We start from the raw sequence: 26,240 nt of genomic DNA, 5'->3' as shown, positions 1-26,240 counted from the left end.
CGATCCTTTCTGAATTATCATTCGGTAATACGCGCTGAAAATGTACATTTTTTTGATCCTTCATTATTTTCGTGAGGATATATGCCTCTGTATTCATCACACATGGCACATCAATTATTGTGCAAAATAATATCATGAAAAAGACAGTTTTGTCATATTGCATATATATGAGTGAGATTGTTGTGCATTTTGACGTAAGTGAAATTTTTTGAAGCCGAATGGCATGAGAAAATTTTTTTGCAAGCTGAAATTGCCTGTATATTGGCATTTGCAGCTTTTGTTCAATTGCAGATAAAAGGCTTTCTTGTGATAAAAGTTATTTTACAGTCGATTTTATCAGCTTATATATGCTTCATTTTTTTATTTCAGTTGCAACCAGTCTTTGCAAAAAACAATTATCGCGGAGCAGAAAGTTTTTTTGCTGCGTATTGACAAACTATTTTTTGTGTGATATAATTCAAATGAATATTAGTTATCATAATCTAACATTTTGGAGCTATCTTAATTATATTGTAAAAAGGAGTGGCATGAATGATTGGAAAAGAAAAAACGGAAAATTATCTGAAAACGATCTTGAAAATCCAGGAATCATGCGGTAGTGCAAGAGGTGTTGACATTGTTGAGGAACTTGGTGTTTCCAAACCTACAGTAAGTGTTGCTGTACACGAACTCGAAAAAGATGGATATATTGAGTGTATAAATAACTCTCATATAATTTTGACAAGAAAAGGAATGGAGCTGGCAAAAAAAATAAAGGGCAGATATTATTTTTTCCTTATAATGCTCAGATATCTGGGCGTTGGAGAAGAAAATGCCAGGATCGATGCGTGTAAAATGGAGCATAGTATGTGCGATGAGTCGTATAAAGCACTTTTGAATTTTTTCTTTAAAAAGCACCCTGAGATCGCATCACAAGAGAATAATGGTTTAACGGATCTATTTTTTTGATAATAAGTTTGTAAATACTAACAAATTGGCTTATCTATGCTGAAAGGCATTGAATAATTAATAAAGGAGTAATGATCATGGAATTAAGATTAGGCGATGTGCAGACTACTGCACTTATCCCGCTGGCAGTCAAAGCAAACGAGACAATGAGAAAAAATGCCCGCATCAAGGATAAAAAGGCAGTTGAAATAATAAAAGCACTAAAAATCAACACAAAACCCTACGACAAATTCATGTCGCATGAAGGCGTTATTGCACGAACAATAATGCTTGACCGTCAGCTGAAAGGGATAATCCAGAATGCTCCCGATACAGTGATAGTAAATGTAGGTGCAGGCTTTGACAACCGATTTGAAAGAGTAGATAACGGCAAAATACTGTGGTTTGATCTTGATCTTCCTGATTCTATTGCCGCAAGAAGAAAGGCTTTCCCGCAGAAGGATCGTGTGACTATGATAGCCGGAAACGCGCTTGAAGATGATTGGTGCGGACAGGTGAAAGAGGCTCTTGAAGGAAGGAGAGCAAAACCGGTTTTCATCGCTGAGGGACTGTTTATGTACCTGACGCTGGATCAGATACGCACTTTTCTGGAGATACTGAAAAACAATTTCCCCGGCGGCGGTACACTTATCGCAGAACAGAACTGCAAGATGATGCAGAAGAGTGAAAAACATCACGATACAGTAAAAAATACTAATGCACACTTCCTTTCGGGAACTGATTCCGGACAGGAGATCGCAGAACTTACAGACGGAATAAAGCTTGTGGAAGAACACAGCTTTAACGAAGAAATGAAAAAATACAGTATCCGCGGAAAGCTTTTTGCACTGCTGCTGTCTAAAATGAATGACCGCTGGGCAACGTTCGTCTGGTAAATAATATCGGAAGGGCGTTGCATCATGCAAAAGGAAGCTATCAGCGGCTTGCTGCTGCCTTTCCTCGGTACGGCGGCAGGTTCGGGCTGCGTATTCTTTATGAAGCGTGCTTTGAGCAGAGGAGTTCAGCGATCATTGACAGGATTTGCCGCAGGTGTAATGACTGCCGCTTCGATATGGAGCCTTATAATTCCTGCAATGAATATGGCGGACAGCATGGGAAGACTGGCGTTCCTTCCTTCGGCAGTTGGTTTTTGGTTCGGTATCCTGTTCCTTCTGCTGCTTGACAGTGTTATACCTCATCTGCATATGAATTCGGAAAAAGCAGAGGGACCTGAAAGCAGACTTGCAAAAACGACCATGATGATACTTGCGGTGACTCTGCATAATATCCCCGAAGGAATGGCTGTGGGCATAGTTTATGCAGGCTTTGTAACAGGCTCTGCGAATATGACAGCGGGCGGAGCTTTAGCGCTTGCTCTTGGCATTGCGATACAGAATTTTCCTGAGGGAGCTATAATCTCTATGCCCCTTCATGTTGAAGGCAAAAGCAAAGGAAAAGCCTTTGCGGGAGGTGTTTTGTCGGGAACTGTTGAACCTGTAGGAGCGCTTCTGACTATATTATTTGCAAGTCATCTTCTGCCTGTCATGCCGTATCTGCTCAGTTTTGCCGCAGGAGCGATGATATATGTGGTCGTTGAGGAGCTCATTCCCGAAATGTCGGAGGGAGAACATTCAAATATAGGCGTGGTTATGTTTTCTGTGGGTTTTACGCTTATGATGTCACTGGACGTTGCACTTGGGTAGTTGATGGTAAAGAATACTTTATTAAACGACAAAAAAATCGTTAGATAACACTTACATTTTGTTATTGTATACAAACTTTATATATGTAGCTTTTGAAAATATTGACAAATCATATCTAAGGTGATATTATTTCAATGTTATATATCACTAACAATTTCAAAGAATGGAAGTGTTGTAATGATGCCGCTTAGTTTGGCTGAGCCTGAAAAGGAGCTGACTATCAAGAAGCTTGGAGGAACTCCTGCTATACGTCAGCATCTTGAAAACCTCGGATTTACCGTAGGCGGAACAGTTACGCTTATAAACGTGCTGGGTGAAAATGTTATTGTTAAGGTCAAGGAGTCACGTATCGCTATCGGTGCGGATATGGCTCGCAGAATAATGGTTTGATAGGGGGGAGAAAATGAAAACGCTTAGAGAAACGGCAGTGGGTTCTACGGCGAAAGTGAAGAAGCTCCACGGAGAGGGAGCGATAAAGCGCCGTATTATGGACATGGGGCTTACAAAGGGCACTGAAGTATTCGTGCGCAAGGTGGCTCCTCTCGGCGATCCCATTGAGATAAAAGTCCGCGGCTACGAGCTTTCACTGAGAAAGGCGGACGCTGAACTGATTGAAGTCGAATAATCAATAAACAGGACGTAAGGTCCTTGAATTTTTGACAAAATGTTAGCTTTAAATAACCTGAAAGGAAGATATAAATGGAACTGCGAATAGCACTTGCAGGAAACCCAAATGCAGGTAAGACCACCTTGTTCAATGCACTTACGGGTTCAAATCAGTTTGTCGGAAACTGGCCCGGAGTTACTGTTGAGAAGAAGGAGGGAAAGCTGAAAAAGCACAGTGATGTTATCATCACCGACCTGCCGGGTATATATTCATTATCGCCCTATACTCTCGAAGAAGTCGTAGCAAGAAACTATCTTATCGAAACAAGACCTGACGCTATACTCAATATCATCGACGGCACAAATCTCGAACGAAACCTTTACCTTACAACACAGCTTGTAGAGCTTGGAATACCTGTTGTCTGTGCGATAAACATGATGGACGTCGTTAATAAAAACGGCGACAAGATCAAGATAGACGAGCTTTCCAAGCAGCTTGGCTGCAAAATAGTTGAAATATCCGCTCTTAAAGGCACAGGTGTTGAAGAAGCGGCGGAGGCTGCTATAGCTGCTGCAAAGAATGAAAAAACCATTCCTCAGCACGCGTTCAGCGGTCCTGTAGAGCACGCTATCGCACATATCGAGGAGGCTGTACTCCACGATATGCCTGAGGAGCAGCAGAGATGGTACGCTATCAAGGTTTTCGAGCGCGATGAAAAGGTGCTTGAAAAGCTCAATATCTCTGAAAGTATTCAGAAGCACATCGAAAGTGATATAGTTGCTGCGGAGGAAGAACTGGACGACGACGCTGAAAGTATCATAACCGATGAGCGTTATGTCTACATAGCTGATGTCATAAAGGCTTGCTACAGGAAGAAAAACGCAGGCAGTCTTACGGTTTCCGACAAGATCGATAAGGTCGTTACGAACCGCTGGCTTGGACTTCCTATCTTTGCGGTAATTATGACACTTGTTTATCTCATCGCAATGAAGGGACCCGGCGCATGGGCTACTGACTGGACAAACGACAACCTCTTTGACGAGGGATTCCATTTGTTCGGTATCGGCTCATCAAAGTATTCTGAAATTGCTGATGAATACGCAGGCGCACAGGAAATAATTGATGCCTACGACGCATATGTCGAGGAAAACGGCAGTGCTCCCGAGGGCGAGTTCACTTATTCTGTTGAGGATGAGGAAACACTCGAAACAACAGAAGAGACTGCTACTATCGAGGATTACAACGAAGCTCTTGCAACAGTCGAGAGAATAGGCGAAGAGCCTGATCCTGCTGATTACGGTGTATTCATTCCAAGTATCCCTGCTCTTGTTGAAAAAGGTCTTGATAAGGTTAACGCCGCTGATTGGCTGAAAGGTCTTATCCTTGACGGTATTGTTGCGGGTGTAGGTGCAGTTCTCGGATTCGTACCGCAGATGTTAGTACTGTTCTTCCTGCTTGCTTTCCTCGAAGCCTGCGGCTATATGGCTCGTATCGCATTCGTACTTGACCGTGTGTTCCGTAAGTTCGGTCTCTCGGGCAAGTCCTTCATTCCTATGCTTGTTGGCGTAGGCTGCGGCGTTCCCGGTATCATGGCTTCAAGAACTATCGAGAACGAGCGCGACAGACGTATGACTATCATGACGACTACTTTCATTCCATGCGGAGCTAAGGTTCCGTTCATTGCAATGATCGCAGGCGCTATCTTCGGCGGTTCGCCTATCATTTCTGTATCAGCATACTTCATCGGTATGGCAGCTATCATCGTTTCGGGTATCATGCTTAAAAAGACAGCAATGTTCTCTGGCGAGCCTGCTCCATTCGTTATGGAGCTTCCTGCATACCATATGCCGACCATGAGCAACGTTCTCCGTTCAATGTGGGAGCGCGGCTGGTCGTTCATCAAGAAGGCTGGTTCTATCATACTTCTTTCTACTATCGTTATCTGGTTCCTGTCGCGTTTCGGAACAGTTGACGGCAGCTTTGGAATGCTTGAGGAGGATCAGCTTGACAGCTCTCTCCTTGCAGGCTTCGGCGGACTTATCGCATGGATCTTCTCGCCTCTCGGCTGGGGCAACTGGCAGGCAGCCGTTGCTTCAATCACAGGTCTTGTTGCAAAGGAGAATATCGTCGGAACAATGGGTGTTCTCTATGGCGGCGGAGACGGCACTGTATGGGAGAACATCGGCGCAGTATTCACCAGCGTAACAGGCTTCTCATTCCTTGTGTTCAATCTGCTCTGCGCTCCGTGCTTTGCAGCTATCGGAGCTATCAAGCGTGAGATGAACAATGCAAAGTGGACAGCATTTGCTATTATTTATCAGTGCGGTTTTGCTTATGCTATCGCACTTATGATAACACAGTTCGGCAAGCTCTTTACAGGTGATGCAAATATGATCGGCGTTATCGCATCAGCTCTGATACTTGTATTCATGTGCTACTTACTCTTCGTTAAGAAGTATCATGAGGCTTCAAAGTTCAAGGGTAATGTTAAGGTAAAGGCTTGATCTATTAAGGAGTGGTAATATGCTCGCATGGCTATCTGCAAATCTTGGTACTATAATTATATCGCTGATACTCATTTGTATTGTGACTTTGGTTATAGTAAAAATGGTAAAGGATAAAAAACAGGGCAAGGGTTCTTGTGGCTGCGGCTGTGAGCATTGTGCAATGCACGGAAAATGCCATAAATAAAAAATATCATAAACAAAAATCGGGGCGATGACTGCATCGCCCCACACAAAAACCATAATGTTAGCATAGGCTAATAAAAAGGAGGAATTTATGAGCATAGTAATCGTTGGCGGTAATGACCGCATGGCAACACGTTATCAGGATATCTGCAAATCATTCAATCATAAGTCTAAGGTTTTCACTCAAATGCCTGCGGACTTCGAGAACAAGCTTGGTACTCCTGATCTTATGGTGGTTTTCACCGGGACTTGTTCCCACAAAATGTTAGGAGCTGTTAAAAAAAGCTCCGAGAAAAACGGCGTACCCGTTGATCACGTTCACAGCTCAAGCGTAAGTGCGCTGAAACAGCTGCTTACTGATATTAAGGGGCGAAAATATGTCAGAAGTTGAACGCAGAAGCATTGATAATGTAATGGCTTTTCACAGTGCTCCGACATTACTTGGAGTTAAATGTGCAAATCTTATCTCGTTTGACAGAAATGAGCATACAATGGCGGAATATCTGCACGAGTTTGCAGTTAAACTGTCTGACAGCGGGCTTTGCGCAAGGCAGTTATGCAAGTGCAGAACACGCACGCTCGTTTACATTTACAACGAGAAAATGCTGAGTGCATGGCTCAGTATGCCGCAGGTCAGAGATCTGCTTTCAGAGTACGGCTACCCTGCGGATATGAGTACCGAGGAAAAGCTTCTCAGACTTGCTTCACGTATGAGCTGCGGCAGCTTCCCCCATGAGATAGGAGCATTTCTCGGCTATCCTGTGGGAGATATTCGCGGTTTTATAAACAACAGCGGCAAAAACTGTCTGCTTTGCGGCTACTGGAAGGTCTATGAAAACGCCGAAAAAGCGCGGCAGACATTCAAAACTTACGATCGCTGCAGGGAAATCCTGTTCGATAGATTAAATCATTGTCCGAATTTGTTTCGGGCTATTTCCAAGGAGGAAAATATATGAAAACAGCAGTAATTTATTGGAGCGGCACAGGCAATACCGAGGCTATGGCTAAGGCAGCTGCCGAGGGTGCAAACGCAGAACTTTTTGAGGTATCAGAATTCAGCGGCAATGCAGCAGACTATGATGCTTTCGCTTTCGGATGCCCTGCAATGGGAGCAGAGGTACTTGAAGAAGAAGTATTTGAGCCGTTCTTTGCAGGCATAGAGGGTTCACTCAGCGGCAAGAAGGTACTTCTTTTCGGTTCATACGGCTGGGGCGACGGCGAATGGATGCGTAACTGGTACGATCGTACAAAGGCAGCAGGTGCAGAGCTTATCGGTGACGAGGGCTTTATCGTAAACGAGGCTGCTTCAGATGACGACCTTGCAAAGCTTAAAGAGCTTGCTGCACAGCTTGCATAAGGAGACGCGAAAATGAAGAAGTTTACATCTGTTTTATGTGCTGCAGCTTGTGTTCTGGGTGCAGTTCCGTTCACAGCTAACGCTGCTGACGGCGATAAAGTATACGGCACAATGAATATCCCATATGCTGATTTCTACGCTTCAGAACTGAATAACAGCGTTCCTGTTGACGCAGTATCTTCCGCAACTCAGAATAAGTGGAAGGGCAACGCTACAGGAAAAATGGGCGATGACGGCAAGTGGCAGAACGGCGGACTTGCAGCAGGTACTTTTAACGAAGAAGGAGAAAACGGCGGCGGTAAGATCCTCGGCGTTACTTATCCTGTTGAGATCGCAAAGGCTGATCTTGAAAAGCTCAGTGATAAGATGAACTTCACAGAGCTCTCCGAGAAGCCTGTTGCATACAAGCCTGTAACAGTCGAGAACGGTAAGGCTTCCTTCGGCAAGCTGGTTGACAGCGACGGAGAAGAAAAGCTCAGCGGTGAAATGACTGTATCGAGCCTTTCAAGCTGGGGCGACTATCAGATAAATGTCAAGGGTATCCCGACAAACTGCGACATCTACGGCGTTATCGTAAAGACAAAAGAGGGCACAGACTACGGTATGCGTGCTCTTGAAAATATCTGGCGCAACGGTGCTATCTCATGGGGCGCAGGCGTAAAGGAGAAGGAGCCTCACGGCAATGTTCTCTCATCTGAGCACTACAAGTCCTCACAGGGACAGACTATCACAGACGTAACATTCATTACTCTCAATGGTTACAGCACACTTTCAGGACAGAATGGCTATCTTCCAATCAAATTTGCTGACAGCATCAATGTCGAGAACGGCAAGTCTGGCAAGGGCAGTGTAACATTTGATAATTTTGCACTTCCTTCCGATTACAAGGCAAAGGGCGAAGTAGCTGACGGATTCGGCGTATCAGGAAATACTGTAAGCTATAACAACGCTCAGCCCGGTAACTACACCCTTACACTTTCAGATGAGAACGGTAAGTATTCATCTGTAAGAGGCAGCTTCACACTTACAACAGACTCTATCCCTGTTAAGTATTCCGACGGCAAGCTTGTTGCTGCTGACGGAGCTTCACTTACAGACGCTGCAAACTATCTCAAGAACATCTCAGCTGTAACAGTTGGTGATAAGAGATACGCAGCAGGCAGAAGAGGAGCTACTATCATTGATTCTCAGACAGGCGAGGTAAAGCTTGACGCTAAGTCGGGGGAGGAAAATGTATTCGACGGCTCTGGCAAGTATAAGCTTATTGTTGAAGCAACAGGATATGAGAAAAATTATGAGTTCGAGATAGGCGAGCAGGCTGCTGTTACAACTACAACAACTAACACAACAACTACAGGTTCTAAGGCAACAACTAAGACAGCATCTACAACAGCTAAAAGTACAACAGCTGCAAAGACAGACAGCCCGAAAACAGGCGTAAACGGAGCAGCATTGCCTGTAGCTTTCCTTGCACTTGCAGGAGTATCGGCACTTACACTCAGAAAGAAGAAAGACTGATCATTGTTATTTCCATTCTAAAATATGACCTCTGCGGCTTAGGCTGCGGAGGTCAAATACTGTAAAGAGGTAGATCTTATGTTATTTTTGACCGCTCTTCTTATAGCGATCCTTATCGCTTTTTGTCTTGACAAGCCGCTGAAAAAATGTCCTGCGGCTTTCTATATTTCGGCAGCAGTGCTGACTGTAGCTTCTGTAGTTATTACTCAGTCTGATATTGACATATCCAGCCGTTTTGTACGCGATAATGTTCTCGGGATTTTCTCACGCGGAGCTCTCGGTACTGCGTTCTGGGCAATTGTCATGTGGGCAGGAGCTCTTCCCAACGGCTCAGCTCCAATTAAGAAGCTGATGCCCATAAGAGGAGAACTTTCAATAACTGCGGCAATACTCACGTTCTCGCACATTATCACATACGGCGTGCAGTACATAAAAAATCTCATCAATGGCAGAACAGGCTCGGATTTTGTGACAACAAGTATCGTATGTCTTGCAATGGTACTGATAATGACACCGCTGACAGTGATGTCCTTCAAGAAGATACGAAAGAAGATGAATGCCAAAACATGGAAGAAGATACAGCGTTTTGCATACATATTCTATGCCTGCATCTATATCCATATCCTTGTATTGTTCATGCCGAAGGCTCAGAAGGGCAGGGAGGGATATTTCCTCAGTGTCATTGCGTACAGTGCGGTTTTCATAGGTTATGCGGTCATGCGTATCAGAAAGTACTATGTCATCAATAAAAAGCCTGAAAAGAAGCTTGTGCCGAATGCAGTTTCTGCCTGTGTATTTGCTTTGCCCGTAGCTCTTCTGGGAGCACTTTCATATAATTCCGATACAGCTCCATCAAAGTCAAATGCAGTTACCGACGGGAATACTGCGACCTTTACATTTGCTCCCGAAACTTCATCGGTCACTGAGACTGCCGTAACTACTGCAAAGGACGATAAAAAGAGTACGGAAACTGCTGCGGTTACAGATAAAGCTTCAAAAACGACAACATCTTCAACTGAAACAGATAAGAAAACTGACGATAAGAAAAAAGACGAAAAGAAAACGGACGAAAAGGCATCTTCCGAAGGCGAAGAAAAGCAAGAGGAAAAACATGAGGAGCAGTCAAACAACGACGTACCTGCACAGGAGCAGCACGAGGAAACTCCTGCAACCGAGCCGCAGCCTTCGTACAAGTACAAAAACGGCGAATACGAAGCAGATGCTGAGGGCTATGCAGGAAAGATACACGTAAAGCTCAGCATTGAAAATGACAGAATAACAAGCTTTTCTGCAAGTGCTGACGACGATGATCCCGAGTACTTCAGCGATGCGATGAATACGGTTATCCCACAGATCGCCGCAAAGTGCAGTGCAGATGGAATTGATGCCTGCTCGGGTGCGACCTACAGTTCAAACGGTATTATCGACGCTGCGAGAATGGCTCTTGAACAGGCGTTGAACTAAACAAAACTCAAAGATCAAACGGCTTTGTACAAAATAAAATGCTGCGACGATTCATGGTGATGTCGCAGCATTTTTTTCGTATAACAGCGCCTAAGCAGATATGTTTCTCATTCCTTCACGATAACAGCTATTGCACATGGCATACGTCCGTTCACAACATGGTATTCCACGTTTTTATAGCCCATATCTGCAAAAAATTTTTTATAGGAGTCCAGATCAAATTGCATTCTGAAGTTTGCTCCAAGCAATTTTATAAGCTTGACTGCCACTTTTCCTGTTTTTCTTGACATATTAATGTAAGTCGGGATTATAATTTTACCGCCGTGCTTTACAACACGTTCAAGTTCATGCAAAGCCTTATCAGGTTCGTGGAGCAGGTGAATGACATTTCCCGCTACTGCTTTATCGAAGATTTCATCTTTGCACTTCAAATTTGTAATATCTGCTCTTTTGAATGAAGCATTTGAGTACATACGGCACTTTTTTGATGCCTGCTTCAACATTCCGACAGCATAATCAGTTGCAACCAGTTTTCGGCATTTCTGTGCGATATAAATGCTTATAGCACCTGTTCCGCAGGCACATTCGAGCACATTATCGGAAGAGTCTATCAGCTCGGCGACCTTTGATCCTGTTCCTGTGAAAACCTTTCTGTTGTAAATTGTCTCAAAAAGGTCATATATGGGTGAGACTCTATCCCAGAATAATTTTTTGCCCATGACATCAGCCTCCTATAGATATTTTTTCTTGTATATTAAATGAATACATGAACAACTATTCATATGATACCATATAATTTGCCGTTTGTCAATAGAAAATCCTGTTTTTGAATATATCCGTGCAATAATATGTTCTGAACTGAAAAACTCCCGAAAGAACGGGAGCTTTTATCAAATAGGAATATTCATGGATCTATGCTGTCTGAGCTGTTATGTTCTTTTATAAGCTCGCAGAAAACTTTTCCGTATCTTTCGGCTTTTATTTTGCCTACTCCTGAGACCTTCAGGAAATCCTCCTCATTGGTTGGGAGTATCCTGCACATATCTCTCAGGGCTGCATCGGAGAAAACTATATACGCAGGAACATTTGCTTCTGCTGCAAGCTCGCCGCGAAGCTTTCTGAGCTTCTCAAAGAGGGTATTGTCGATATTTGTTTCGCTGCTGTGCTGTTTTTTGTCCTTGGGCTTTTCTTCCTTCGGAAGCTTCATGCTGACGCTGATATGCTCCTTCAGTATTTTTGCCGACAATGCAGTAAGCTCAACTACAGGATAATCGTCGTCGCTGCTGTACAGATAGCCTTTTTCGATGAGATACTCAAGCTCCGCTCTTATGCGTTTTGCAGAAGTATCCTGCATTATACCGTAGGTTGAGAGCTTGTCGAAGTCTAAGGCGGCGAGTCTTTCATTTCGGCTGCCTTTTAGTATATCAACTATCATGCTTTTTCCGAAATATCTGCCTTTTTGTTTTACTCTGAATACGCACGAAATGATTTTTTGTGCGTCGACAGTTATATCGACCTCCTCAAATCCGTTTACACAGCAAGAGCAGTTACCGCAGTAGGAAGGAGCTTTTTCGCCGAAATATCCGAGCATGAACTGCCTTAGACAGTCGGTGGAGGTCGCGTAGAAGGTCATCTCTTTAAGGCGCTGTCTGTCACGTTCAAGCATGATATCCTTTTCATCTTCTGAGAGCTCGGTATTGTCTTCACGGCTTTTCTCGATCATAAAATTATTGGTTCGTACATCCATCGGACCATATAAAAGAATACACTGTGCAGGACTTCCGTCTCTGCCGGCACGACCCGCTTCCTGATAGTAGCTTTCAATGTTCTTGGGCATATTGTAGTGGATAACAAAAGCCACATCTGATTTGTCTATACCCATGCCGAAAGCGTTTGTAGCGACCATGATACGTTTACGGTCGTATATGAAATCGTCCTGATTTTTTCTTCGTTCAAGGTCGGAAAGACCTGCATGGTATCTTGTTGCCGAGAAGCCGTCAGAGTTCAGTTTCTCGCATATTTCTTCTACATTGCGTCGTGAAATACAGTAGACTATACCGCATTTACCGCCAAATTCGTCAAGCTGTCTGCGAAGCTCGGCATACTTGTTATGGGGCTTTATCACGGAGAAATAAAGATTCGGACGATCGAATCCTGTAACAAGTGTAAATGGAGCGTTCAGCCCAAGAAGCTGTATGATATCCTCTCTTACCGTGTCAGTTGCGGTAGCCGTGAAAGCGCTTATTATCGGACGTTGTGGCAGACTTTTGATAAATTCGGATATGCGAAGGTAGCTCGGGCGGAAATCCTGTCCCCACTGCGAAACACAGTGAGCTTCATCTATTGTTATCATGGATATCTTTACTGATGAAGCGATACGGTTTATTTCTGGAGTTTCGAGCCTTTCGGGAGCGATATATATAAGCCTGAATTCACCGCGTAAGGCACGGGACATGGTTTCGGCATATTCCTCCTGAGAAAGAGAGCTGTTTATGCAGGCGGCACTTACTCCCGAAGAAATGAGGGCGCTGACCTGATCCTTCATTAATGAAATGAGGGGAGATATAACGATAGTCATGCCGTTAAGCATGACTGCGGGTACCTGATAACACACCGATTTGCCTGCACCTGTAGGCATAATGCCGAGAACATCGCTGCCGCCGAGAATATGGTCGATAAGCTCTTCCTGTCCGCTGCGGAAGCTTTTATGACCGAAGTATCCTTTTAGTACTGAAAGCTTGTCCATTCACGTTCTGCTCCTTATAACGAGGATTTTATATTATTATAGCATTGATAGCTTAAAAAAGCAAGGATACCGTAAGTAAAATGAGCTTTGTGAAACTGTGAGAAATGCGGTCTTGTTTTTTTATCGGGTATGATATATAATTAAGAAAGAAAAACGCAAAGGCAGGAGTTATAATAATGGACAGATCTTCAAAAATCGAACTGACAAATATGTGTCTGATATATGATGAAAAACGTGTTCTTGTTCAGCAAAAACAAGGATTAAAGGACAAGTATAAGGGCGGTCTGGTATTTCCGGGCGGTCATGTAGAGAGTGACGAGTCGCTGCTGGACTCGGTTATCCGCGAGATGAAGGAAGAAACAGGACTTACGATACATAATCCTCAGCCCTGCGGCTTCAAGGATTGGATACTTGAGGACGGTACACGCTATATCGTTTTGCTGTACAAAACGGATCAGTTTGAAGGCGAGCTGAAAAGCTCCGAGGAGGGCAGAGTTTTCTGGCTCGACAGAGCTGACATCGACAAAGCAAATCTGATATGGAATATGCGCGAGCTTATGCAAATATTTGAAACAAACGATTTCAGTGAGTTTTTCTTCAAAATACAAAACGGAGAATATAAAGGAGAGCTGCTTGGATAAAAGCAGCTCTCCTTTATTGTTGCAGTTGTATGTTTTATGTGAATATAAGTCAAAGCTCGGAATAATACCTTATAAATTCATCTGCACAGGCTGATTTCAGCATAGGTGGTGACTGCCATACAAGCTCACCCTCACATTCAAGGCTCAGGACATAGCCGTCGCACTGGTTCCAGCCGTATAAAAGGTAATCTCTGCCGTTATGGGTGAAGTATAGTTCATCATCGGAAATAACAGCTTTTCTGAGTTCATTTTCGCTCATATCTCTGCTCCGTAAATTCTTTCAGTTTTGCTTTGAGATACTCATATCTCTCGCGTTTTTCTGCTTTTGAGAAGTGGCTTTCTCTGAATTGCTCGGGATTGTTGGTATAGTCAAGCTTTTCACTGCCGAACTGTTCGCTTGTCAGGTCAAAGACTACATCTCCCACAACATTGTAGCAGTGATAATTACCTGCAGGACGGAGAACGCCGTAAACCTTTCCACCGAAGATATCCTGCGCTAAAAAAGCGGTTATGGAGCACTGCCCCAGAGTTAAATTATCTTTGCTCCATTTAGTGCGAAGTCGTGGAGCACAGGTGTATTCGCACCATATTTCCGTAAGTGCGTCATATAACTTACGGGGCGTATCTATGCCCTTGAAGTCGTTATTTATGGCAGGTACCAAAGCTGTTTCCCAGCCGTAGAAATTATAGCTCATAATTCACCTCATATATACATTGCGTCCATCGCCGTGATATACTCAAGCGGCGGAACAAAAGTGCCTTTGTGGCGGTCGCCTCTGTAGACCTCATGACCGTGCTTATAGGCGATGACCTGTGCCATTGGGAACGGTATCCAAACACCGTTGTCAAGGGGCTTTGTAGCAAAGATAATGCCGTTTTCAAGCCGCTTGAAGCAAAGTGTGTTTTTCAGATTTTTGTGTACATAGAGCATATCTCCGTCGTATATCATCAAATTAAGCTTGTTGCGCGGAGCGTTTTCGACTATGAAGTTATTGACTATCTCAAAGCGTTCACGCTCATTGGGAACAGCTCGTGAGATATGCTCGTTCATAGCATCAAGAAGTGAAAGGAAAAAGCGCTCGGAGTCCGTATCGCCATGCTGCGCGGCAGAATATCGGTGATTATGTCTGCCGTTGAATATAGTTCCGTTGTGGATAAGAGTCCACTCTCTGCCGGATATATCAGTGTCCGTGAAAGGGTGGCAGTTATTTTCGTTTATTGAGCCGACAGTGGCAAATCTTATATGTGCGAGGAGGTTTTTCTGCGGAGCAAAGCTGTCTATCATATCACCGAGAAAGCTGCTTTCGTTGGCACATACAGGCTCTTTCAGAATGATCCTGCCGCCGTTTTCGTACATCATTCCCCAGCCGTGAGGGTTGTTTTCGCTGTGAGTAAAAAAGGCTCTGAGATAGTCAGATATATCCGTGTTTATTTCTGAAGTGAAGCCGAGAAGCTCGCACATTTATGTCACCGCCTTGTATAATTCGTAATTACTTTGCAGAAGCTGAAACGATCGAGGATTTGAAATGATTTCTGACGAGTATTTTTTCTTTTTCAAATGCAATTATTTCAATAGCTTTTTCGTTTTCCGAGAAATGCTTTTCCATGCTCTCAATAACTTCTGTTCCATGCTCCAAAAGCTTTGTATCGGGTTCAAGAAGCGCTGCATTTTGATGATCGCGGACCGCCTTTTCCTGCAACTCAGGAGTGAGATCAAAATCAGGCTGCGATAGCAGATACAGTATGAGCAGATGTGCAAATTCAAGGTCTCTGCTGTCGATACCGAGAGGTGCGGACGGATTAAGGTCAAACATTCTCAGTTCGATATGGTCAACACCGTTTGCAGCAAGATTTTCGAAACTGTTCACGCCCTTTGGTTTAAGGCGTATAGGCAGATACAGCTCGCTTACGGAATACAGCGAACCTGTCACGATATGCTTCTTGATACTGCCTGCGAACGTCTTTAAGCTCCTGTGGTCGAGTATTGGCAGGAATTTGTTCCAGTAGCCGCGTCTGCTGTTTCTCAGGGACGAATACTCACTCATAATTATACCGCTTTTTCCGTCCTTGTCAAGTGAAGCGTCATAGTAAGGACTTGCCGCCGTAAGCAGTACAAGCAGCCAGCTATGCACCATAAGCTGCTTGTAAAGCCTGAGATACAGCTCGTTGCGGAATGTATGGAAGTCCTCGTTATTTGTATTCAGTTCGCGTAGGAATTCCTCTGCAAACGAAAAATTGAAGTGTATTCCCGAGAAAAGCATAAGCTTTTTGCCGTATTTCTGCTGTAAAACTTCACGGTAAGCCCGCTTCGAGGAATGGTCGCCGATAAAGTCTGCAATAGGAATATCGTCCTCGCTGTCGAAGTGGGGAGGATTGCTGTACAGCCATATGCTCTCGCCGTTTTTAGCAAGCTCCTCACGGGTCCTTTTATCAAGCTCGGCAAGTACTTTAACAGCCTCGTCAACACTGTGACAGACAGGCGTTACAAGCTCTATCTGGTTCTCGCAGAAATCACGGGTGATATGCTCGTCATTGCCGAAAGGGTGGGGAGTCCGTGCAAGTCTGCACTGACTGTCCACGCGTAGAGTTTCGCGTTCAATGCCGAACTTTCCGCTGTAGTAATATTTGTTTGTGGTCATATTTATCACCTTTTCAGATAGCAGCATACTGCTTAATGTAGTTTATCATGGGGATACATTTTTTGATCCCTTCAAGCATAGTTCTGGCTGGATTGGTATGTCCTTGCGCTCTTTCATACAGAGGAGCAAGCAGTATTTCCTCCCCCAGATCACGCTGTTTCAGTCCCTCTGCCGAAAGGTCAAGAATACGGATAAGCTGCTTTTCTATGCTGTTTTCGTCAATGAAATAGGGCTGGCTGCGCTTCGACAGCAGCTTCTGAAGCTCTAATGCATTAAAGCCGTGGGAGTAGATGACATTATCGTTTTCAAGTATCTCTTTCAGCTCGTACAGCTTTTCCTTCAGACCCGTGTGGAATGCCGCAACTGTCAGAGACTCGGAAAGCGGCTGACAGCATGAGCTCCTGTATTCGATAGTACCTCTGAATGTCAGATCCTCAAATTTGAATGTGCGGAGATATTCAAGATCGCTTATATCGGGAGCAAAAGTTATTTTCTGATACTTTTCCCCGTCAAAATATTCTCCCTCAACAGCTTTACGGGAGAAGAATTCATCTAAAGTCAGAGGTGTAAAATCAATATATTTTCCGTCGCGCATAGTGCAGTAAATGGACTGTGTACCTATGTAGTCGATAAGCTCGTCTATACTGGAGACCTTCTTGCCGAACATTCCCACATTATGGGGATTATAGCCCTGCATACTGTGCTCCCACAGCATATTTCTCACGCAGAGAAAGTCGGGATAATCGGGCAGATAGGAATTTGCAAACAGCAGAGCCTTATATGGTTCAAGAAGTCCGAAAACGTTGATAACATCTGTAAGCTCGTCGTATCTCACATCGAGCTGCACCTGTGAGGCACTGGTGAATGTACCGAAATCGGGGCGTTCATGGAAACGCATCGCAACTTCATTTTTATGCAGCGGATAGGAGTGCAGATAGTGGTAAAGCATACGGTAGCGTTCGTTCTGTATAGGCTGGTTGTGGTTTATATCCGCATTTGGATTAACGCCCATACCTGTGAGAGTATAGCCGTGCTTTGAGAATTCAGCATTGAGAAAACGGCAGTATTTCTCAAAACGTGACTTGATTTCAAATAGATCTGCCGCTTTGCCAAAGGATAATTCAAGATTGGAATAGCAGCAGTCAAATGACAGTATATCGCCGGTTGGTTCATGCTTTGCAGAGGTTATATTGCCGTCTGCGCCCCTGCCTGCTTCAATGAAGCCGAAGTGTCTGATAAAGCTTTCGGCAGTCTCAATGGACACAGCCTCATCAACAGGCTGTCCGCTTAGGTTCACGACTGGCATTTCAATCTCAACTCCGATATAGTCTGGGCGCTCTTTTTTGGTAGGAGCTATGTATTTATCGTATATTGCTTTTCTAATGTTTTCATTCATAGCTATCACCTCAAATATCTGTAATTCTTACCTGACGCACATTTTTTATCCTGCGGAGCCTGCGTGAAACAGCTTCATCTTCGGAAGCAGTCTCAAAGTGGATATCTGCGGTAAAATGTGAAACGAGGGTATTCTTTTCATCTGTCACTACATTAGCTGTATGAGTTATAATGTTGCCGTTCAGCCGTCTGATGACATTGGATATTTCGCCTACCAGACCTATTCTGTCAAGTGATATTACTTCGATCCTTTTCATATTATTCCTCCTGCAAATAAAAATAGTCTGCCACCGCGGCAGACTGTTGCTTACAGGCAGAAAAAGCCTATGATACAGAAAGCGCGGGGCTCGTTATGCAAATATTCATTTTACACATATGTCCCTGCATAACAAACACCTCCGTCAATACATACTGTTTTACTATGTTATATTATACTATAATTAGCATACTTTGTCAATATGTTTTCTATGAATTGGTTATTGACATTTACTCTAAGCGGTTATATAATCATATTATAACTATAAAAATACTATGATATCGGGTGAGACAAATGTTGAATCAGTTTTCGAGAACACAGCTTCTTTACGGTGAAGAAGCAATAAAAAAGCTCTCTGAGTCGAGAGTGGCGGTATTTGGTATCGGCGGTGTAGGCGGATACGTATGCGAAGCTCTGGTACGCAGCGGTGTGGGACATTTTGAACTTATCGACGACGATAAGGTGTGCCTTACCAATCTTAACCGCCAGATACTTGCCACAAGAAAAACTGTGGGCAAATACAAGGCTGAGGTCATGGCAGAGCGAATGCAGGAGATAAATCCCGATGCGGATATCCGTATACACAAGTGCTTTTTTCTGCCCGAAAACGCCGATGATTTTTTGTTTGATGAATATGATTACGTTGTTGACGCAGTTGATACCGTAACCGCAAAGCTGGAACTGATAATGCGCTCACAGAGTCTCGGAGTACCGATAATAAGCGCAATGGGAGCAGGCAATAAAATAGACGCAGGAAGGCTGAAAATAGCGGATATCTATGATACACAGGTCTGTCCGCTTGCCCGTGTCATGCGCCATGAGCTCAGAAAGCGGGGAGTAAAAAGGCTCAAAGTCGTTTACTCGGACGAGCAGCCCATAAGACCTATCGAGGATATGTCTATCAGTTGCCGCACTCACTGCATATGCCCTCCTGGGGCACAGCATAAATGCACTGAACGCCGCGATATCCCCGGAAGTACAGCATTTGTTCCTGCGGTGGCAGGACTGCTCATAGCAGGGGAGATAGTAAAGGATCTGACTTCATCCAAGTGAGCAAGTCTGCTGTTCCTCGTCAAAAACTTCGGTTATTGTCGGATTATCGCCGCATATCGGACAGGTAGGTACTCTTTTCGGCAGCTTTATCTTGCGCCATTCCATTTTAAGTCCGTCAAATATGAGCATACTTCCTGTCAGCAGTTCTCCCTGACCTGTGATGTATTTCACAGCTTCAAGAGCCTGCATGGAACCTATGATACCTGCCATTGCGCCTATGACTCCTGCTTCGCGGCAGCTGGGTACTGCGTCTTTCGGCGGCGGAGCTTCAAAAATACAGCGATAACAGGGACTTTTATCGGGGACGTATGTCATAAGCTGCCCCTCAAATCGTAGTATCCCTGCGTGACAAAAGGGCTTGTGTCCGAGAACACAGGCATCATTTATGAGAAACTTTGTTGGAAAGTTGTCCGCACCGTCGATAATAAAATCATAATCGGCTATCATATTTGCGATATTCTTGCTGTTTACATATTCGTGGTAGTTTTTTACCGTAACATCGGGATTTAAAGCTTTTATAGCTTCGGCTGCGGACTGCACTTTAGATTTGCCCACATCATTGGTGGTATGTATTATCTGCCTTTGCAGGTTTGAAAGCTCCACATTGTCGCAGTCGGCGATGCCGATAGTTCCCACACCTGCGGCTGCGAGGTACATTGCGGTAGGAGCGCCGAGACCGCCTGCGCCTATGATGAGCACCTTTGCGGCGAGAAGCTTTTTCTGTCCTCTCACGCCTATTTCTTTTAATGTGATATGTCTCGAATAGCGTTCGAGCTGTTCGTCTGTTAAAGCCATTTTTGCCTCCTGAAAGGAAATTGATATGAAAAGTATAAATGCAGCAGAGATCACCGCACTTGATACGGAAAAAGTGCTTCTTCTTGACATAAGAAGCCGCGAAGAATTTGAAAGAAGCGGTATAAAGGGCGCGGTAAATGTGCCCTTTGACGAGATTTCTGCGGGACTTTCAAAGCTCCCGAAAGACAAGCCTGTCTACGTCCTGTGCAGAACAGGCGATCTCAGCGAAGAAGTAGCCGAGATACTTGAAGACCGCGGATATGACGTTTACAATATCGAGGGCGGTCATGCCGCATATATTGTAAGTCTTGCAAGCACAAAGCTGTAAGTCAATTCCTACCTGTTTAATAAGTATATCATATGCACATCAGTATTTCAAGGGCGGCAGATATAGCTTTTTTCTATAATCTGCAATGGATTTTTAGCATTGGACAAGTTCCTTTCTGTGTGATATACTAAAGTCACATCAAACGAAAGGAGTGGTTAAAATGAAAAACAGAATATCCTGTATGCTTGGTATGCTCCGCTCTATCGTCAGGGGGACAGACCGAATGTGCAGTACGGGACGATGTTGAAGTAAACTGCATAAAAACCTCCTAAATACTATTTGTCATAAGAAATATAAAAAGGTGTTGGTTAAGATGATAAAGAGTTCCATTAGCTTGCTGAGAAAGCTGTTTGAAAATGATATGTATTTCATTAGTACAGAAACAGGGAAATTGGTGTTTTATCCCGAAACAGAATCAAAAGACAATATCACAGCTGATACCGAGAAATAAGAAATATATCCGTCCGTACTCTCAATTGGTACGGGCGGATATTTTTTTATTATATCGTACTGTTAACGGAAAAAATGAAGATCTCGGGTTTCTATAATGGTTTGGAAGTAGTATAATAAAGGCAGAAAATCTTTTTATGCTCTGTTTATCTATACGTTTTCTTTGTGCATGAGTTCGCATTTAAACAGGTCAAATAATAAAAAATCCACCTTTTTATCCACCAAAACAGTAAAAAATGAGTTTACCGATAAGCTCGTATGGTATATTATATAAATAAGCGATCTCGTTATTTATAAGGAAAGATTTTGACATTAAAGGAGGAAGCGACTATGAACAGGATAAAGACGATGCTTGCAGGAGTTATGGCGGGAACAATGGCATTTTCTGCTTATTTGGCAATGCCGACGAATACATTTACATATAAGCTTGATGTAAATGCCGCAGATGATTACTATTGCCATGATACATTTGAGAGCGGTACAGATGACTGGGAAGGCAGAGGCGGAGCTTCTGTCATTACGGGTGGTACAGCCTATGCAGGCAGCAAGGCACTTACGGTTTCCGACAGAGGCAGTTCATGGCACGGCGCACAGAAAACTCTCGATGACTCTGTATTCAGGGCAGGGGAGGAGTACAGCTTCAGTGCAGCAGTTTCGGGCTCGGGCAACATGATGCTTTCGCTCCAGTATAAGGACGCTTCCGGAAAAACGGTGTACGATCATATTGCCGACGGCAAGTCCTCAGGTGATTACGTACAGCTTGTAAATAAAAACTATAAACTCCCCGAGGGTTCAGGATATATTCTCTATGTTGAGACTGAAACAGGCACAGATGATTTCAGCGTTGATGAGGTGATAATTGCAAAGGCAGGTGCTCAGACAGGCGCAGAAACGCCTGCTGAAGCTATACAGGGCGATTTTAACGGCGATGAGGTGATCGACTCATTTGATCTTGTTTCAGCAAGAAAGGCTCTTATTTCCTATACCACAGGTTCAGCTTTAAGCGTCAGCATGACTGCGGCAGATGTTGACGGTGACGGTAGTTTTGCGGTCAATGATCTGGTACTGCTTTCAAAGTTCATTCTCGGACAGGCAAAGGAGCTTCCGAAGCCTGTAGTCACAACAACTACAACTACGACTACAGCTCCCGTTACTACAACTACTGTAAGCGCAGGGGAGTATATGTCAAGCATACGCGATAAGATAACAGTCAACGTGCCTTCAAATGTACTGAAAAATGCGGAAGGCAAGGTTGAGCATATCACCTATTTCTCCAAAAAAGCGAACCGCAATAAGGGTGCAAATGTATGGCTCCCGCCCGGATATGACAGCAGTAAAAAATATCCTGTATTCTATGTGAACCACGGATACGGCGGCGATGAATTCACCATGATGAACGGTATGGGAGTGCGCGAGATAGCCACCAACCTCATAAAGAGCGGTGAAGCAGAGCCAATGATAATCGTTTTCACCAACCAGTACACAGACCCCCAGCATGAAAAGCAGACAGGCAATGGTCAGGCAGATGTTCCTGGTTACGATAATTTTGTTGAGGATCTCCCCGACAGCCTTATGCCATACATCGAAGAACATTATCCTGTAAAGACAGGACGTGAAAATACAGCCGTTGCAGGCTTCTCTATGGGTGGCAGAGAGTCGCTTTATATCGGTATGAAGTGCTGTGACAAGGTAGGATATATCGGCGGCGGAGCACCTGCGCCCGGTATCTTCCCGACAAAGGATCAGTTCATGACCCACCCCGGTGTAATGAGCAAGGACGATCTCAGGATAGATCCGCCTTATTCTCCGTATCTGCTTATGATAGCAGGCGGAACCAGCGACGGCATGGTAAACGATTTCCCGAAACAGTACAGCGACCTGTTCACACAGCACGGCACAGAGAATATCTATATCTCCGTACCGGGCGGCGGACACGACAGCAGTACAGTTATACCGCTGATGTATAATTTCATCAGATTTATATTCAAGGCATAGTATAAAGCGCAAAAAGCTTGACATAATTGCCCGATAGTGGTATAATACAGGCGATAAGCGCGGAAAAGACACAATAACAGCAGTGAGCTGCTGTGATAAAGACAAAATGAAAAAGCCCGATTTATCGGGCTTTTTTGATGCTCAGACATTTTCGCTCAATAAATGATAAATGGGAATCAATTAAATGGAAAAAAAGAATAATTCAAAAATAAAATGCCTAATATTTCTGATAATATGCTTCTGTGTATTCTCGTCAGTCAGCGGAGCAATATGCATAAAGCGTGAAAAAAGCTGTCCTGCCCCTTTAACTGTGGAGCAGCTCAGCCATACAGACCTCAGTAACGCTTCAAAGCTTATGATAGTCGCTCACCCCGATGATGAGACCATATGGGGAGGAGCTCATCTGCTTGACGGCGGTTATCTTGTGGTGTGTATCACAAACGGATATAATACACGCCGTGCCGGGGAATTCCGCAAGGCTGTGGAGCAGTCGGGAAATACTCCGCTGATACTTGATTATCCCGACAAGATATTTTTCATGCGTGATGACTGGTCTGATTGTAAAGAAGCTATAGAGTCCGATATCAGCCTCGTCATGTCAGCTAAGCACTGGGATTTTGCAGTTACCCACAATCCTAAGGGCGAATACGGACATATCCACCATAAAATGACCAATGCTATCACTGTTCAGGCGTTCAATGAGACTGACAGCGCGGATAAGCTGTATTTCTTCGGCGATTACTATAAGGCTTCGGACATAGAAAAGGCAGGAACTTCTGTGATACCTGAGGAAATCATGCAGAAGAAGCGTGAGCTCTGCGGCATATATACTTCTCAGGAGCGTACTATGAAAAAGCTTGCTCATATGTTCCCGTTTGAGAACTGGAAGGAGTACAGCAAATGAGAGAAAAATCCGATAAGCTGAATTTCCGCTGTGATATCTATGCAGTAGTGGCATTCACCTTTATGACCATGCTGATAATACCGGCATTTCTGTCGCCTGATATGGTCTACGGCTCACAGACCGACTGGGCTTCACAGCACTATGCGATACCGGAGTATTTCCGTACACTTTTTTACGATACAGGAAAGCTTATACCCTCTTATGCACCCAATATAGGCGGCGGTGAGAACATTTTCTCCCTTTCCTATTACGGGCTCCTTTCGCCCATAATACTTCCGTCATATCTGCTGCCCTTTGTTTCTATGGGCACTTATATAATGCTGGCTTCGCTGATAGCTGCACTTGCTTCGGAATGTCTGCTGTACCAGCTTCTGCGCAGGCGGCATAAACCGTCTGTAAGCCTGCTTACCACGACCTTTTTTGCACTTTCTGTTCCGTTGATACTGAATACCCACAGGCAGATAATGTTCACATCGTATATGCCCTTCATGCTTATAACCCTTCACGGAGCCGAAAGATTTTTTCAAAGCGGAAAGAAGGGGATGCTTGCAGTAGGAATGTTCCTGACGGCAATGTGCAATTATTATTTTATCCCCGCAGAAGCAGCCGCTGTTGTGGCATACGGCATATGGCTCATACTTGAAAAAGAGGGAAAGCCTGTTTTCAAAAGGCTCATACCGTTTTCATTCTGTATTATTGCAGGTTTGATCTCGGCGGCAGTGCTTGTACTTCCCACGGCATATCTGCTTATCAAGGACAGAGACCCTTCAGCGAATGGGGTGCCGTTAAAGGAATTGCTCCCCACACTGAGACTTGATAAGCTTACATACTACAATTCGGCAATGGGACTTTCGGGCTTCGGTGTACTGGCGGTGTTTTATTTCTTGTTCAAGGGGAAAAGGCACCAGAGATTTGCTGCGGCACTGATACTTTCATTCCCGATTTTTCCTGTAACGCTCTACCTGCTCAACGGTACTCTGTATACAGATCCTAAAGTGCTGTTCCCGTTCCTTCCACTGGCACTTACCCTGACTGCGGATATGCTGGAAGGACTGCCGAAATTCAGAAGCTGGAAGGCACTGACAGCCTTTGTGGTCTTTTCTTTGATATCATTTTTGATAAGCGGCATGAGTCCAATGCTTGGCGCATATCTTGCAGATGCTGTTGTGGTATCGGCTGTCATATATATTTACATAAGAACACGCAAGAGCGTATTTTGTGTGCTTGCCTTTGCTGTACCTATGGCGGTCTGTATATTTGCAAACAATTATGATAAGCTGACTTCAAGAGAGGGCTATGATATAGCAAATTCCGGGGCTGTATACAAGCTTTTCTCTGAATTGCCTGACGATGATATTTACCGTACTGCAATCGATACAAGGAGACTTTATACAGTAAATAAAGTCTATTCTCCGCATCATTACAGTGATACCATTTATTCGTCACTTCATTCCCGTGATTACAACGGCTTTTACTTCAATGAGATGTACAACGAGAACGAGTACCGCAATTCTGCCCTTACTGTACGTACAAAAAACACATTTTTCAATTCGTTCATGGGCAACCGTTTCTGCATAACAAATCAGCCTGTTTCGTTTTACGGATTAGAGCTTATAAAGTCCGAGGATGGATATTACCTTTACGAGAACAAAAACGCCTTTCCTATGGTGTATATCCGCAGTTCACTTATGAGCGAGCGGCAGTACAGAACGCTGAAATATCCTCATAATATCATGGCGCTGATGAATTATACCATAGTTCCGCAGGATATACCCGATACAAAGCTCAGCTCCGATTTTGAAACGGCTGACCTGAGCGATATTTTTGACAGTATTACATCTGAGGAACGAAACGGCGAAAAGGTCATCGGTGTAAACGAAGGCGAAGTGGAATTCAGTTATCCGCTGCCTGAAGAAGTTTACGGAAAGATACTTCTCCTGCGATTTCATGTTGCCGATCCCGAAAAAAGCGGCAATTACAACTGGGAGATAAAAGGCGATGTTCGCATAACCATAAACGGCATAAAGAACACACTCTGTAACCCTGAATGGAAATACAAGAACGGCAACAATCTTTTTGAGTATGTTATTTCCGATATGAGTGACGAGCTTGACATCACTGTCACAGGCGAAGATGTCAGGATATCAGATATTGAAGCATATACCCTTGAGACAGAAGGTTTAGCTGCGTCGGCTGACGGACTTACATCTTTCAAAGCCGATATGTCCGCGACCTGCGGTGACAGGATATCGGGCAGTATTTCTTCCGGCTGTGACGGGATAGCTGCTACAAGCTTTGTTATGAATGAAGGATTTAAGGTACTGGTCGACGGCGCTGAAGTCGAGCCCATAAAGGTCAATACTGCATTTCTGGGTTTCCCTGTTAAAAGCTCATCTCATAAGGTGGAGATAAGCTTCAAAGCCCCACTTCTCAATACAGGAAAGGCAGTTTCAGCGTTCGGCATCATTCTGCTCGCAATATGCTGCGGAAGCGATATTTTGAACCGAAGGAAAAGAAAAAACTGAACCGCAGAACGGATATTATCCGCCTGAGTGAATATAGCTGATAAATATGATTCCCCGCAAATGCGGGGAATTTTCATGTATTTGAATTTGTTAAATATATAATATTTGTATAGACTAACTTAATGAGATAAACTATGATTGTTGATAATATCGAAACTGACGAAATGATAAAAAAGCACTTGACACATCTATGATTATGTGCTAACATATGAATAGACACTCATATGTTCATCTGAACTTATTCGAG

General features: G+C 44.0%; 28 protein-coding genes. 19 read left to right on the top strand and 9 right to left on the bottom strand.

The window, feature by feature from the left end; genetic code table 11:
* The first annotated feature begins 198 nt into the window (after positions 1-198).
* The 13 genes from BUB28_RS17295 to BUB28_RS13125 all read left to right on the top strand — a co-directional run bounded on the left by BUB28_RS17295 (position 199) and on the right by BUB28_RS13125 (position 10,266).
* A complete protein-coding gene (locus BUB28_RS17295) occupies positions 199-432 on the top strand; it encodes a hypothetical protein (protein ID WP_207647109.1) in 234 nt (77 codons plus the stop codon).
* A 99-nt stretch (positions 433-531) separates the two neighbouring features.
* Positions 532-948: a metal-dependent transcriptional regulator gene (locus BUB28_RS13180; protein ID WP_072952008.1), complete on the top strand. Its 417-nt coding sequence runs from the start codon at positions 532-534 to the stop codon at positions 946-948.
* Positions 949-1,025: 77 nt separating this feature from the next.
* On the top strand, positions 1,026-1,823 hold the full coding sequence (locus tag BUB28_RS13175; RefSeq protein WP_072952007.1) for a class I SAM-dependent methyltransferase: 798 nt from the start codon (positions 1,026-1,028) through the stop codon (positions 1,821-1,823).
* Between the two features lie 24 nt (positions 1,824-1,847).
* The gene (locus tag BUB28_RS13170) at positions 1,848-2,630 is read left to right on the top strand and encodes a ZIP family metal transporter (protein ID WP_072952006.1); all 783 of its coding nucleotides are present in this window, start codon (positions 1,848-1,850) and stop codon (positions 2,628-2,630) included.
* A 177-nt stretch (positions 2,631-2,807) separates the two neighbouring features.
* Complete coding sequence (locus BUB28_RS13165; RefSeq protein ID WP_028514679.1) at positions 2,808-3,020, top strand: FeoA family protein; 213 nt, start codon at positions 2,808-2,810, stop codon at positions 3,018-3,020.
* Positions 3,021-3,033: 13 nt separating this feature from the next.
* A complete protein-coding gene (locus BUB28_RS13160; RefSeq protein WP_028514680.1) occupies positions 3,034-3,255 on the top strand; it encodes a FeoA family protein in 222 nt (73 codons plus the stop codon).
* 74 nt (positions 3,256-3,329) lie between these two features.
* Positions 3,330-5,741 (top strand): ferrous iron transport protein B, encoded by a 2,412-nt coding sequence (gene feoB, locus BUB28_RS13155; protein WP_072952005.1) that lies wholly within the window; start codon positions 3,330-3,332, stop codon positions 5,739-5,741.
* Between the two features lie 19 nt (positions 5,742-5,760).
* Positions 5,761-5,928 carry a FeoB-associated Cys-rich membrane protein gene (locus BUB28_RS13150; RefSeq protein ID WP_072952004.1) on the top strand — a complete coding sequence of 56 codons (168 nt, stop codon included), beginning with the start codon at positions 5,761-5,763 and terminating at the stop codon, positions 5,926-5,928.
* Positions 5,929-6,018: 90 nt separating this feature from the next.
* On the top strand, positions 6,019-6,318 hold the full coding sequence (locus BUB28_RS13145; RefSeq protein ID WP_072952003.1) for a DUF2325 domain-containing protein: 300 nt from the start codon (positions 6,019-6,021) through the stop codon (positions 6,316-6,318).
* A complete protein-coding gene (locus BUB28_RS13140) occupies positions 6,305-6,883 on the top strand; it encodes a DUF3793 family protein (RefSeq protein WP_072952002.1) in 579 nt (192 codons plus the stop codon). Before BUB28_RS13145 ends, BUB28_RS13140 begins: the two co-directional genes overlap by 14 nt.
* Entirely contained in the window at positions 6,880-7,284 is a 405-nt protein-coding gene (locus tag BUB28_RS13135; RefSeq protein WP_072952001.1) for a flavodoxin, read from the top strand. Before BUB28_RS13140 ends, BUB28_RS13135 begins: the two co-directional genes overlap by 4 nt.
* Before the next feature lie 12 nt (positions 7,285-7,296).
* Complete coding sequence (locus tag BUB28_RS13130; protein WP_072952000.1) at positions 7,297-8,802, top strand: hemoblobin-interacting domain-containing protein; 1,506 nt, start codon at positions 7,297-7,299, stop codon at positions 8,800-8,802.
* A 78-nt stretch (positions 8,803-8,880) separates the two neighbouring features.
* Positions 8,881-10,266 (top strand): FMN-binding protein, encoded by a 1,386-nt coding sequence (locus tag BUB28_RS13125; RefSeq protein WP_072951999.1) that lies wholly within the window; start codon positions 8,881-8,883, stop codon positions 10,264-10,266.
* 107 nt (positions 10,267-10,373) lie between these two features.
* Here BUB28_RS13125 and BUB28_RS13120 read toward each other — a convergent pair whose 3' ends face one another.
* Together BUB28_RS13120 and recQ are read right to left on the bottom strand one after the other, a co-directional pair.
* Positions 10,374-10,985 carry a class I SAM-dependent methyltransferase gene (locus tag BUB28_RS13120; protein WP_072951998.1) on the bottom strand — a complete coding sequence of 204 codons (612 nt, stop codon included), beginning with the start codon at positions 10,983-10,985 and terminating at the stop codon, positions 10,374-10,376.
* Positions 10,986-11,170: 185 nt separating this feature from the next.
* Positions 11,171-13,012: a DNA helicase RecQ gene (gene recQ / locus BUB28_RS13115; RefSeq protein ID WP_072951997.1), complete on the bottom strand. Its 1,842-nt coding sequence runs from the start codon at positions 13,010-13,012 to the stop codon at positions 11,171-11,173.
* Between the two features lie 176 nt (positions 13,013-13,188).
* Between recQ and BUB28_RS13110 the strand changes: the two genes are divergently transcribed.
* Positions 13,189-13,653, top strand: a complete 465-nt coding sequence (locus BUB28_RS13110; protein WP_072951996.1) for an 8-oxo-dGTP diphosphatase — start codon at positions 13,189-13,191, stop codon at positions 13,651-13,653.
* A 49-nt stretch (positions 13,654-13,702) separates the two neighbouring features.
* Here BUB28_RS13110 and BUB28_RS13105 read toward each other — a convergent pair whose 3' ends face one another.
* The 6 genes from BUB28_RS13105 to BUB28_RS13080 are packed head-to-tail and all read right to left on the bottom strand — an operon-like array spanning position 13,703 to position 17,944.
* Positions 13,703-13,912: a hypothetical protein gene (locus tag BUB28_RS13105; protein WP_072951995.1), complete on the bottom strand. Its 210-nt coding sequence runs from the start codon at positions 13,910-13,912 to the stop codon at positions 13,703-13,705.
* Entirely contained in the window at positions 13,899-14,348 is a 450-nt protein-coding gene (locus BUB28_RS13100; protein ID WP_072951994.1) for a YunG family protein, read from the bottom strand. Before BUB28_RS13100 ends, BUB28_RS13105 begins: the two co-directional genes overlap by 14 nt.
* Positions 14,349-14,356: 8 nt before the next feature.
* The gene (locus BUB28_RS13095) at positions 14,357-15,115 is read right to left on the bottom strand and encodes a class II glutamine amidotransferase (protein ID WP_072951993.1); all 759 of its coding nucleotides are present in this window, start codon (positions 15,113-15,115) and stop codon (positions 14,357-14,359) included.
* 28 nt (positions 15,116-15,143) lie between these two features.
* Entirely contained in the window at positions 15,144-16,292 is a 1,149-nt protein-coding gene (locus BUB28_RS13090) for a glutathione synthase (RefSeq protein ID WP_072951992.1), read from the bottom strand.
* A gap of 13 nt (positions 16,293-16,305) precedes the next feature.
* Positions 16,306-17,688, bottom strand: coding sequence for a glutamate-cysteine ligase family protein (locus BUB28_RS13085; RefSeq protein ID WP_072951991.1), 1,383 nt, complete (start codon positions 17,686-17,688; stop codon positions 16,306-16,308).
* Between the two features lie 10 nt (positions 17,689-17,698).
* Positions 17,699-17,944 (bottom strand): ACT domain-containing protein, encoded by a 246-nt coding sequence (locus BUB28_RS13080; RefSeq protein WP_072951990.1) that lies wholly within the window; start codon positions 17,942-17,944, stop codon positions 17,699-17,701.
* 293 nt (positions 17,945-18,237) lie between these two features.
* Between BUB28_RS13080 and BUB28_RS13075 the strand changes: the two genes are divergently transcribed.
* The gene (locus tag BUB28_RS13075; protein ID WP_072951989.1) at positions 18,238-18,996 is read left to right on the top strand and encodes a tRNA threonylcarbamoyladenosine dehydratase; all 759 of its coding nucleotides are present in this window, start codon (positions 18,238-18,240) and stop codon (positions 18,994-18,996) included.
* Here BUB28_RS13075 and BUB28_RS13070 read toward each other — a convergent pair.
* Positions 18,985-19,791, bottom strand: coding sequence for a HesA/MoeB/ThiF family protein (locus BUB28_RS13070; RefSeq protein WP_072951988.1), 807 nt, complete (start codon positions 19,789-19,791; stop codon positions 18,985-18,987). The genes BUB28_RS13075 and BUB28_RS13070 overlap by 12 nt on opposite strands.
* 25 nt (positions 19,792-19,816) lie before the next feature.
* Here BUB28_RS13070 and BUB28_RS13065 point away from each other — a divergent pair, with 25 nt between their 5' ends.
* The 4 genes from BUB28_RS13065 (at position 19,817) to BUB28_RS13050 (ending at position 25,993) form a co-directional block, all read left to right on the top strand.
* On the top strand, positions 19,817-20,119 hold the full coding sequence (locus tag BUB28_RS13065) for a rhodanese-like domain-containing protein (protein ID WP_072951987.1): 303 nt from the start codon (positions 19,817-19,819) through the stop codon (positions 20,117-20,119).
* Between the two features lie 780 nt (positions 20,120-20,899).
* Positions 20,900-22,564 carry a carbohydrate binding domain-containing protein gene (locus BUB28_RS13060; protein WP_072951986.1) on the top strand — a complete coding sequence of 555 codons (1,665 nt, stop codon included), beginning with the start codon at positions 20,900-20,902 and terminating at the stop codon, positions 22,562-22,564.
* Between the two features lie 184 nt (positions 22,565-22,748).
* Entirely contained in the window at positions 22,749-23,468 is a 720-nt protein-coding gene (locus BUB28_RS13055) for a PIG-L family deacetylase (protein ID WP_081373521.1), read from the top strand.
* Complete coding sequence (locus BUB28_RS13050) at positions 23,465-25,993, top strand: YfhO family protein (RefSeq protein WP_072951985.1); 2,529 nt, start codon at positions 23,465-23,467, stop codon at positions 25,991-25,993. Before BUB28_RS13055 ends, BUB28_RS13050 begins: the two co-directional genes overlap by 4 nt.
* Positions 25,994-26,240 lie beyond the last annotated feature (247 nt).

The sequence above is a fragment of the Ruminococcus flavefaciens genome, from assembly GCF_900143025.1.
GTDB lineage: Bacteria > Bacillota > Clostridia > Oscillospirales > Ruminococcaceae > Ruminococcus > Ruminococcus flavefaciens_I.
Note: the sequence above shows the minus strand (reverse complement) of the source record. Positions and strands in the feature narration are given on the sequence as shown.

Bases quoted from the DNA above. Each gene is read 5' to 3' on its own strand.
- BUB28_RS13095 (WP_072951993.1), bottom strand. From the start codon at position 15,115: ATGTGCGAGCTTCTCGGCTTCACTTCAGAAATAAACACGGATATATCT.
- BUB28_RS13145 (WP_072952003.1), top strand. From the start codon at position 6,019: ATGAGCATAGTAATCGTTGGCGGTAATGACCGCATGGCAACACGTTAT.
- BUB28_RS13140 (WP_072952002.1), top strand. From the start codon at position 6,305: ATGTCAGAAGTTGAACGCAGAAGCATTGATAATGTAATGGCTTTTCAC.
- BUB28_RS13175 (WP_072952007.1), top strand. From the start codon at position 1,026: ATGGAATTAAGATTAGGCGATGTGCAGACTACTGCACTTATCCCGCTG.
- BUB28_RS13070 (WP_072951988.1), bottom strand. From the start codon at position 19,791: ATGGCTTTAACAGACGAACAGCTCGAACGCTATTCGAGACATATCACA.
- BUB28_RS13135 (WP_072952001.1), top strand. From the start codon at position 6,880: ATGAAAACAGCAGTAATTTATTGGAGCGGCACAGGCAATACCGAGGCT.
- BUB28_RS13150 (WP_072952004.1), top strand. From the start codon at position 5,761: ATGCTCGCATGGCTATCTGCAAATCTTGGTACTATAATTATATCGCTG.
- BUB28_RS13050 (WP_072951985.1), top strand. From the start codon at position 23,465: ATGAGAGAAAAATCCGATAAGCTGAATTTCCGCTGTGATATCTATGCA.
- BUB28_RS13065 (WP_072951987.1), top strand. From the start codon at position 19,817: ATGAAAAGTATAAATGCAGCAGAGATCACCGCACTTGATACGGAAAAA.
- BUB28_RS13060 (WP_072951986.1), top strand. From the start codon at position 20,900: ATGAACAGGATAAAGACGATGCTTGCAGGAGTTATGGCGGGAACAATG.
- BUB28_RS13055 (WP_081373521.1), top strand. From the start codon at position 22,749: ATGGAAAAAAAGAATAATTCAAAAATAAAATGCCTAATATTTCTGATA.
- BUB28_RS13100 (WP_072951994.1), bottom strand. From the start codon at position 14,348: ATGAGCTATAATTTCTACGGCTGGGAAACAGCTTTGGTACCTGCCATA.
- BUB28_RS13165 (WP_028514679.1), top strand. From the start codon at position 2,808: ATGATGCCGCTTAGTTTGGCTGAGCCTGAAAAGGAGCTGACTATCAAG.
- BUB28_RS13120 (WP_072951998.1), bottom strand. From the start codon at position 10,985: ATGGGCAAAAAATTATTCTGGGATAGAGTCTCACCCATATATGACCTT.
- BUB28_RS13110 (WP_072951996.1), top strand. From the start codon at position 13,189: ATGGACAGATCTTCAAAAATCGAACTGACAAATATGTGTCTGATATAT.
- BUB28_RS13080 (WP_072951990.1), bottom strand. From the start codon at position 17,944: ATGAAAAGGATCGAAGTAATATCACTTGACAGAATAGGTCTGGTAGGC.
- BUB28_RS13075 (WP_072951989.1), top strand. From the start codon at position 18,238: ATGTTGAATCAGTTTTCGAGAACACAGCTTCTTTACGGTGAAGAAGCA.
- BUB28_RS13170 (WP_072952006.1), top strand. From the start codon at position 1,848: ATGCAAAAGGAAGCTATCAGCGGCTTGCTGCTGCCTTTCCTCGGTACG.
- recQ (WP_072951997.1), bottom strand. From the start codon at position 13,012: ATGGACAAGCTTTCAGTACTAAAAGGATACTTCGGTCATAAAAGCTTC.
- BUB28_RS13125 (WP_072951999.1), top strand. From the start codon at position 8,881: ATGTTATTTTTGACCGCTCTTCTTATAGCGATCCTTATCGCTTTTTGT.
- BUB28_RS13180 (WP_072952008.1), top strand. From the start codon at position 532: ATGATTGGAAAAGAAAAAACGGAAAATTATCTGAAAACGATCTTGAAA.
- feoB (WP_072952005.1), top strand. From the start codon at position 3,330: ATGGAACTGCGAATAGCACTTGCAGGAAACCCAAATGCAGGTAAGACC.
- BUB28_RS13090 (WP_072951992.1), bottom strand. From the start codon at position 16,292: ATGACCACAAACAAATATTACTACAGCGGAAAGTTCGGCATTGAACGC.
- BUB28_RS13085 (WP_072951991.1), bottom strand. From the start codon at position 17,688: ATGAATGAAAACATTAGAAAAGCAATATACGATAAATACATAGCTCCT.
- BUB28_RS13130 (WP_072952000.1), top strand. From the start codon at position 7,297: ATGAAGAAGTTTACATCTGTTTTATGTGCTGCAGCTTGTGTTCTGGGT.
- BUB28_RS13160 (WP_028514680.1), top strand. From the start codon at position 3,034: ATGAAAACGCTTAGAGAAACGGCAGTGGGTTCTACGGCGAAAGTGAAG.
- BUB28_RS13105 (WP_072951995.1), bottom strand. From the start codon at position 13,912: ATGAGCGAAAATGAACTCAGAAAAGCTGTTATTTCCGATGATGAACTA.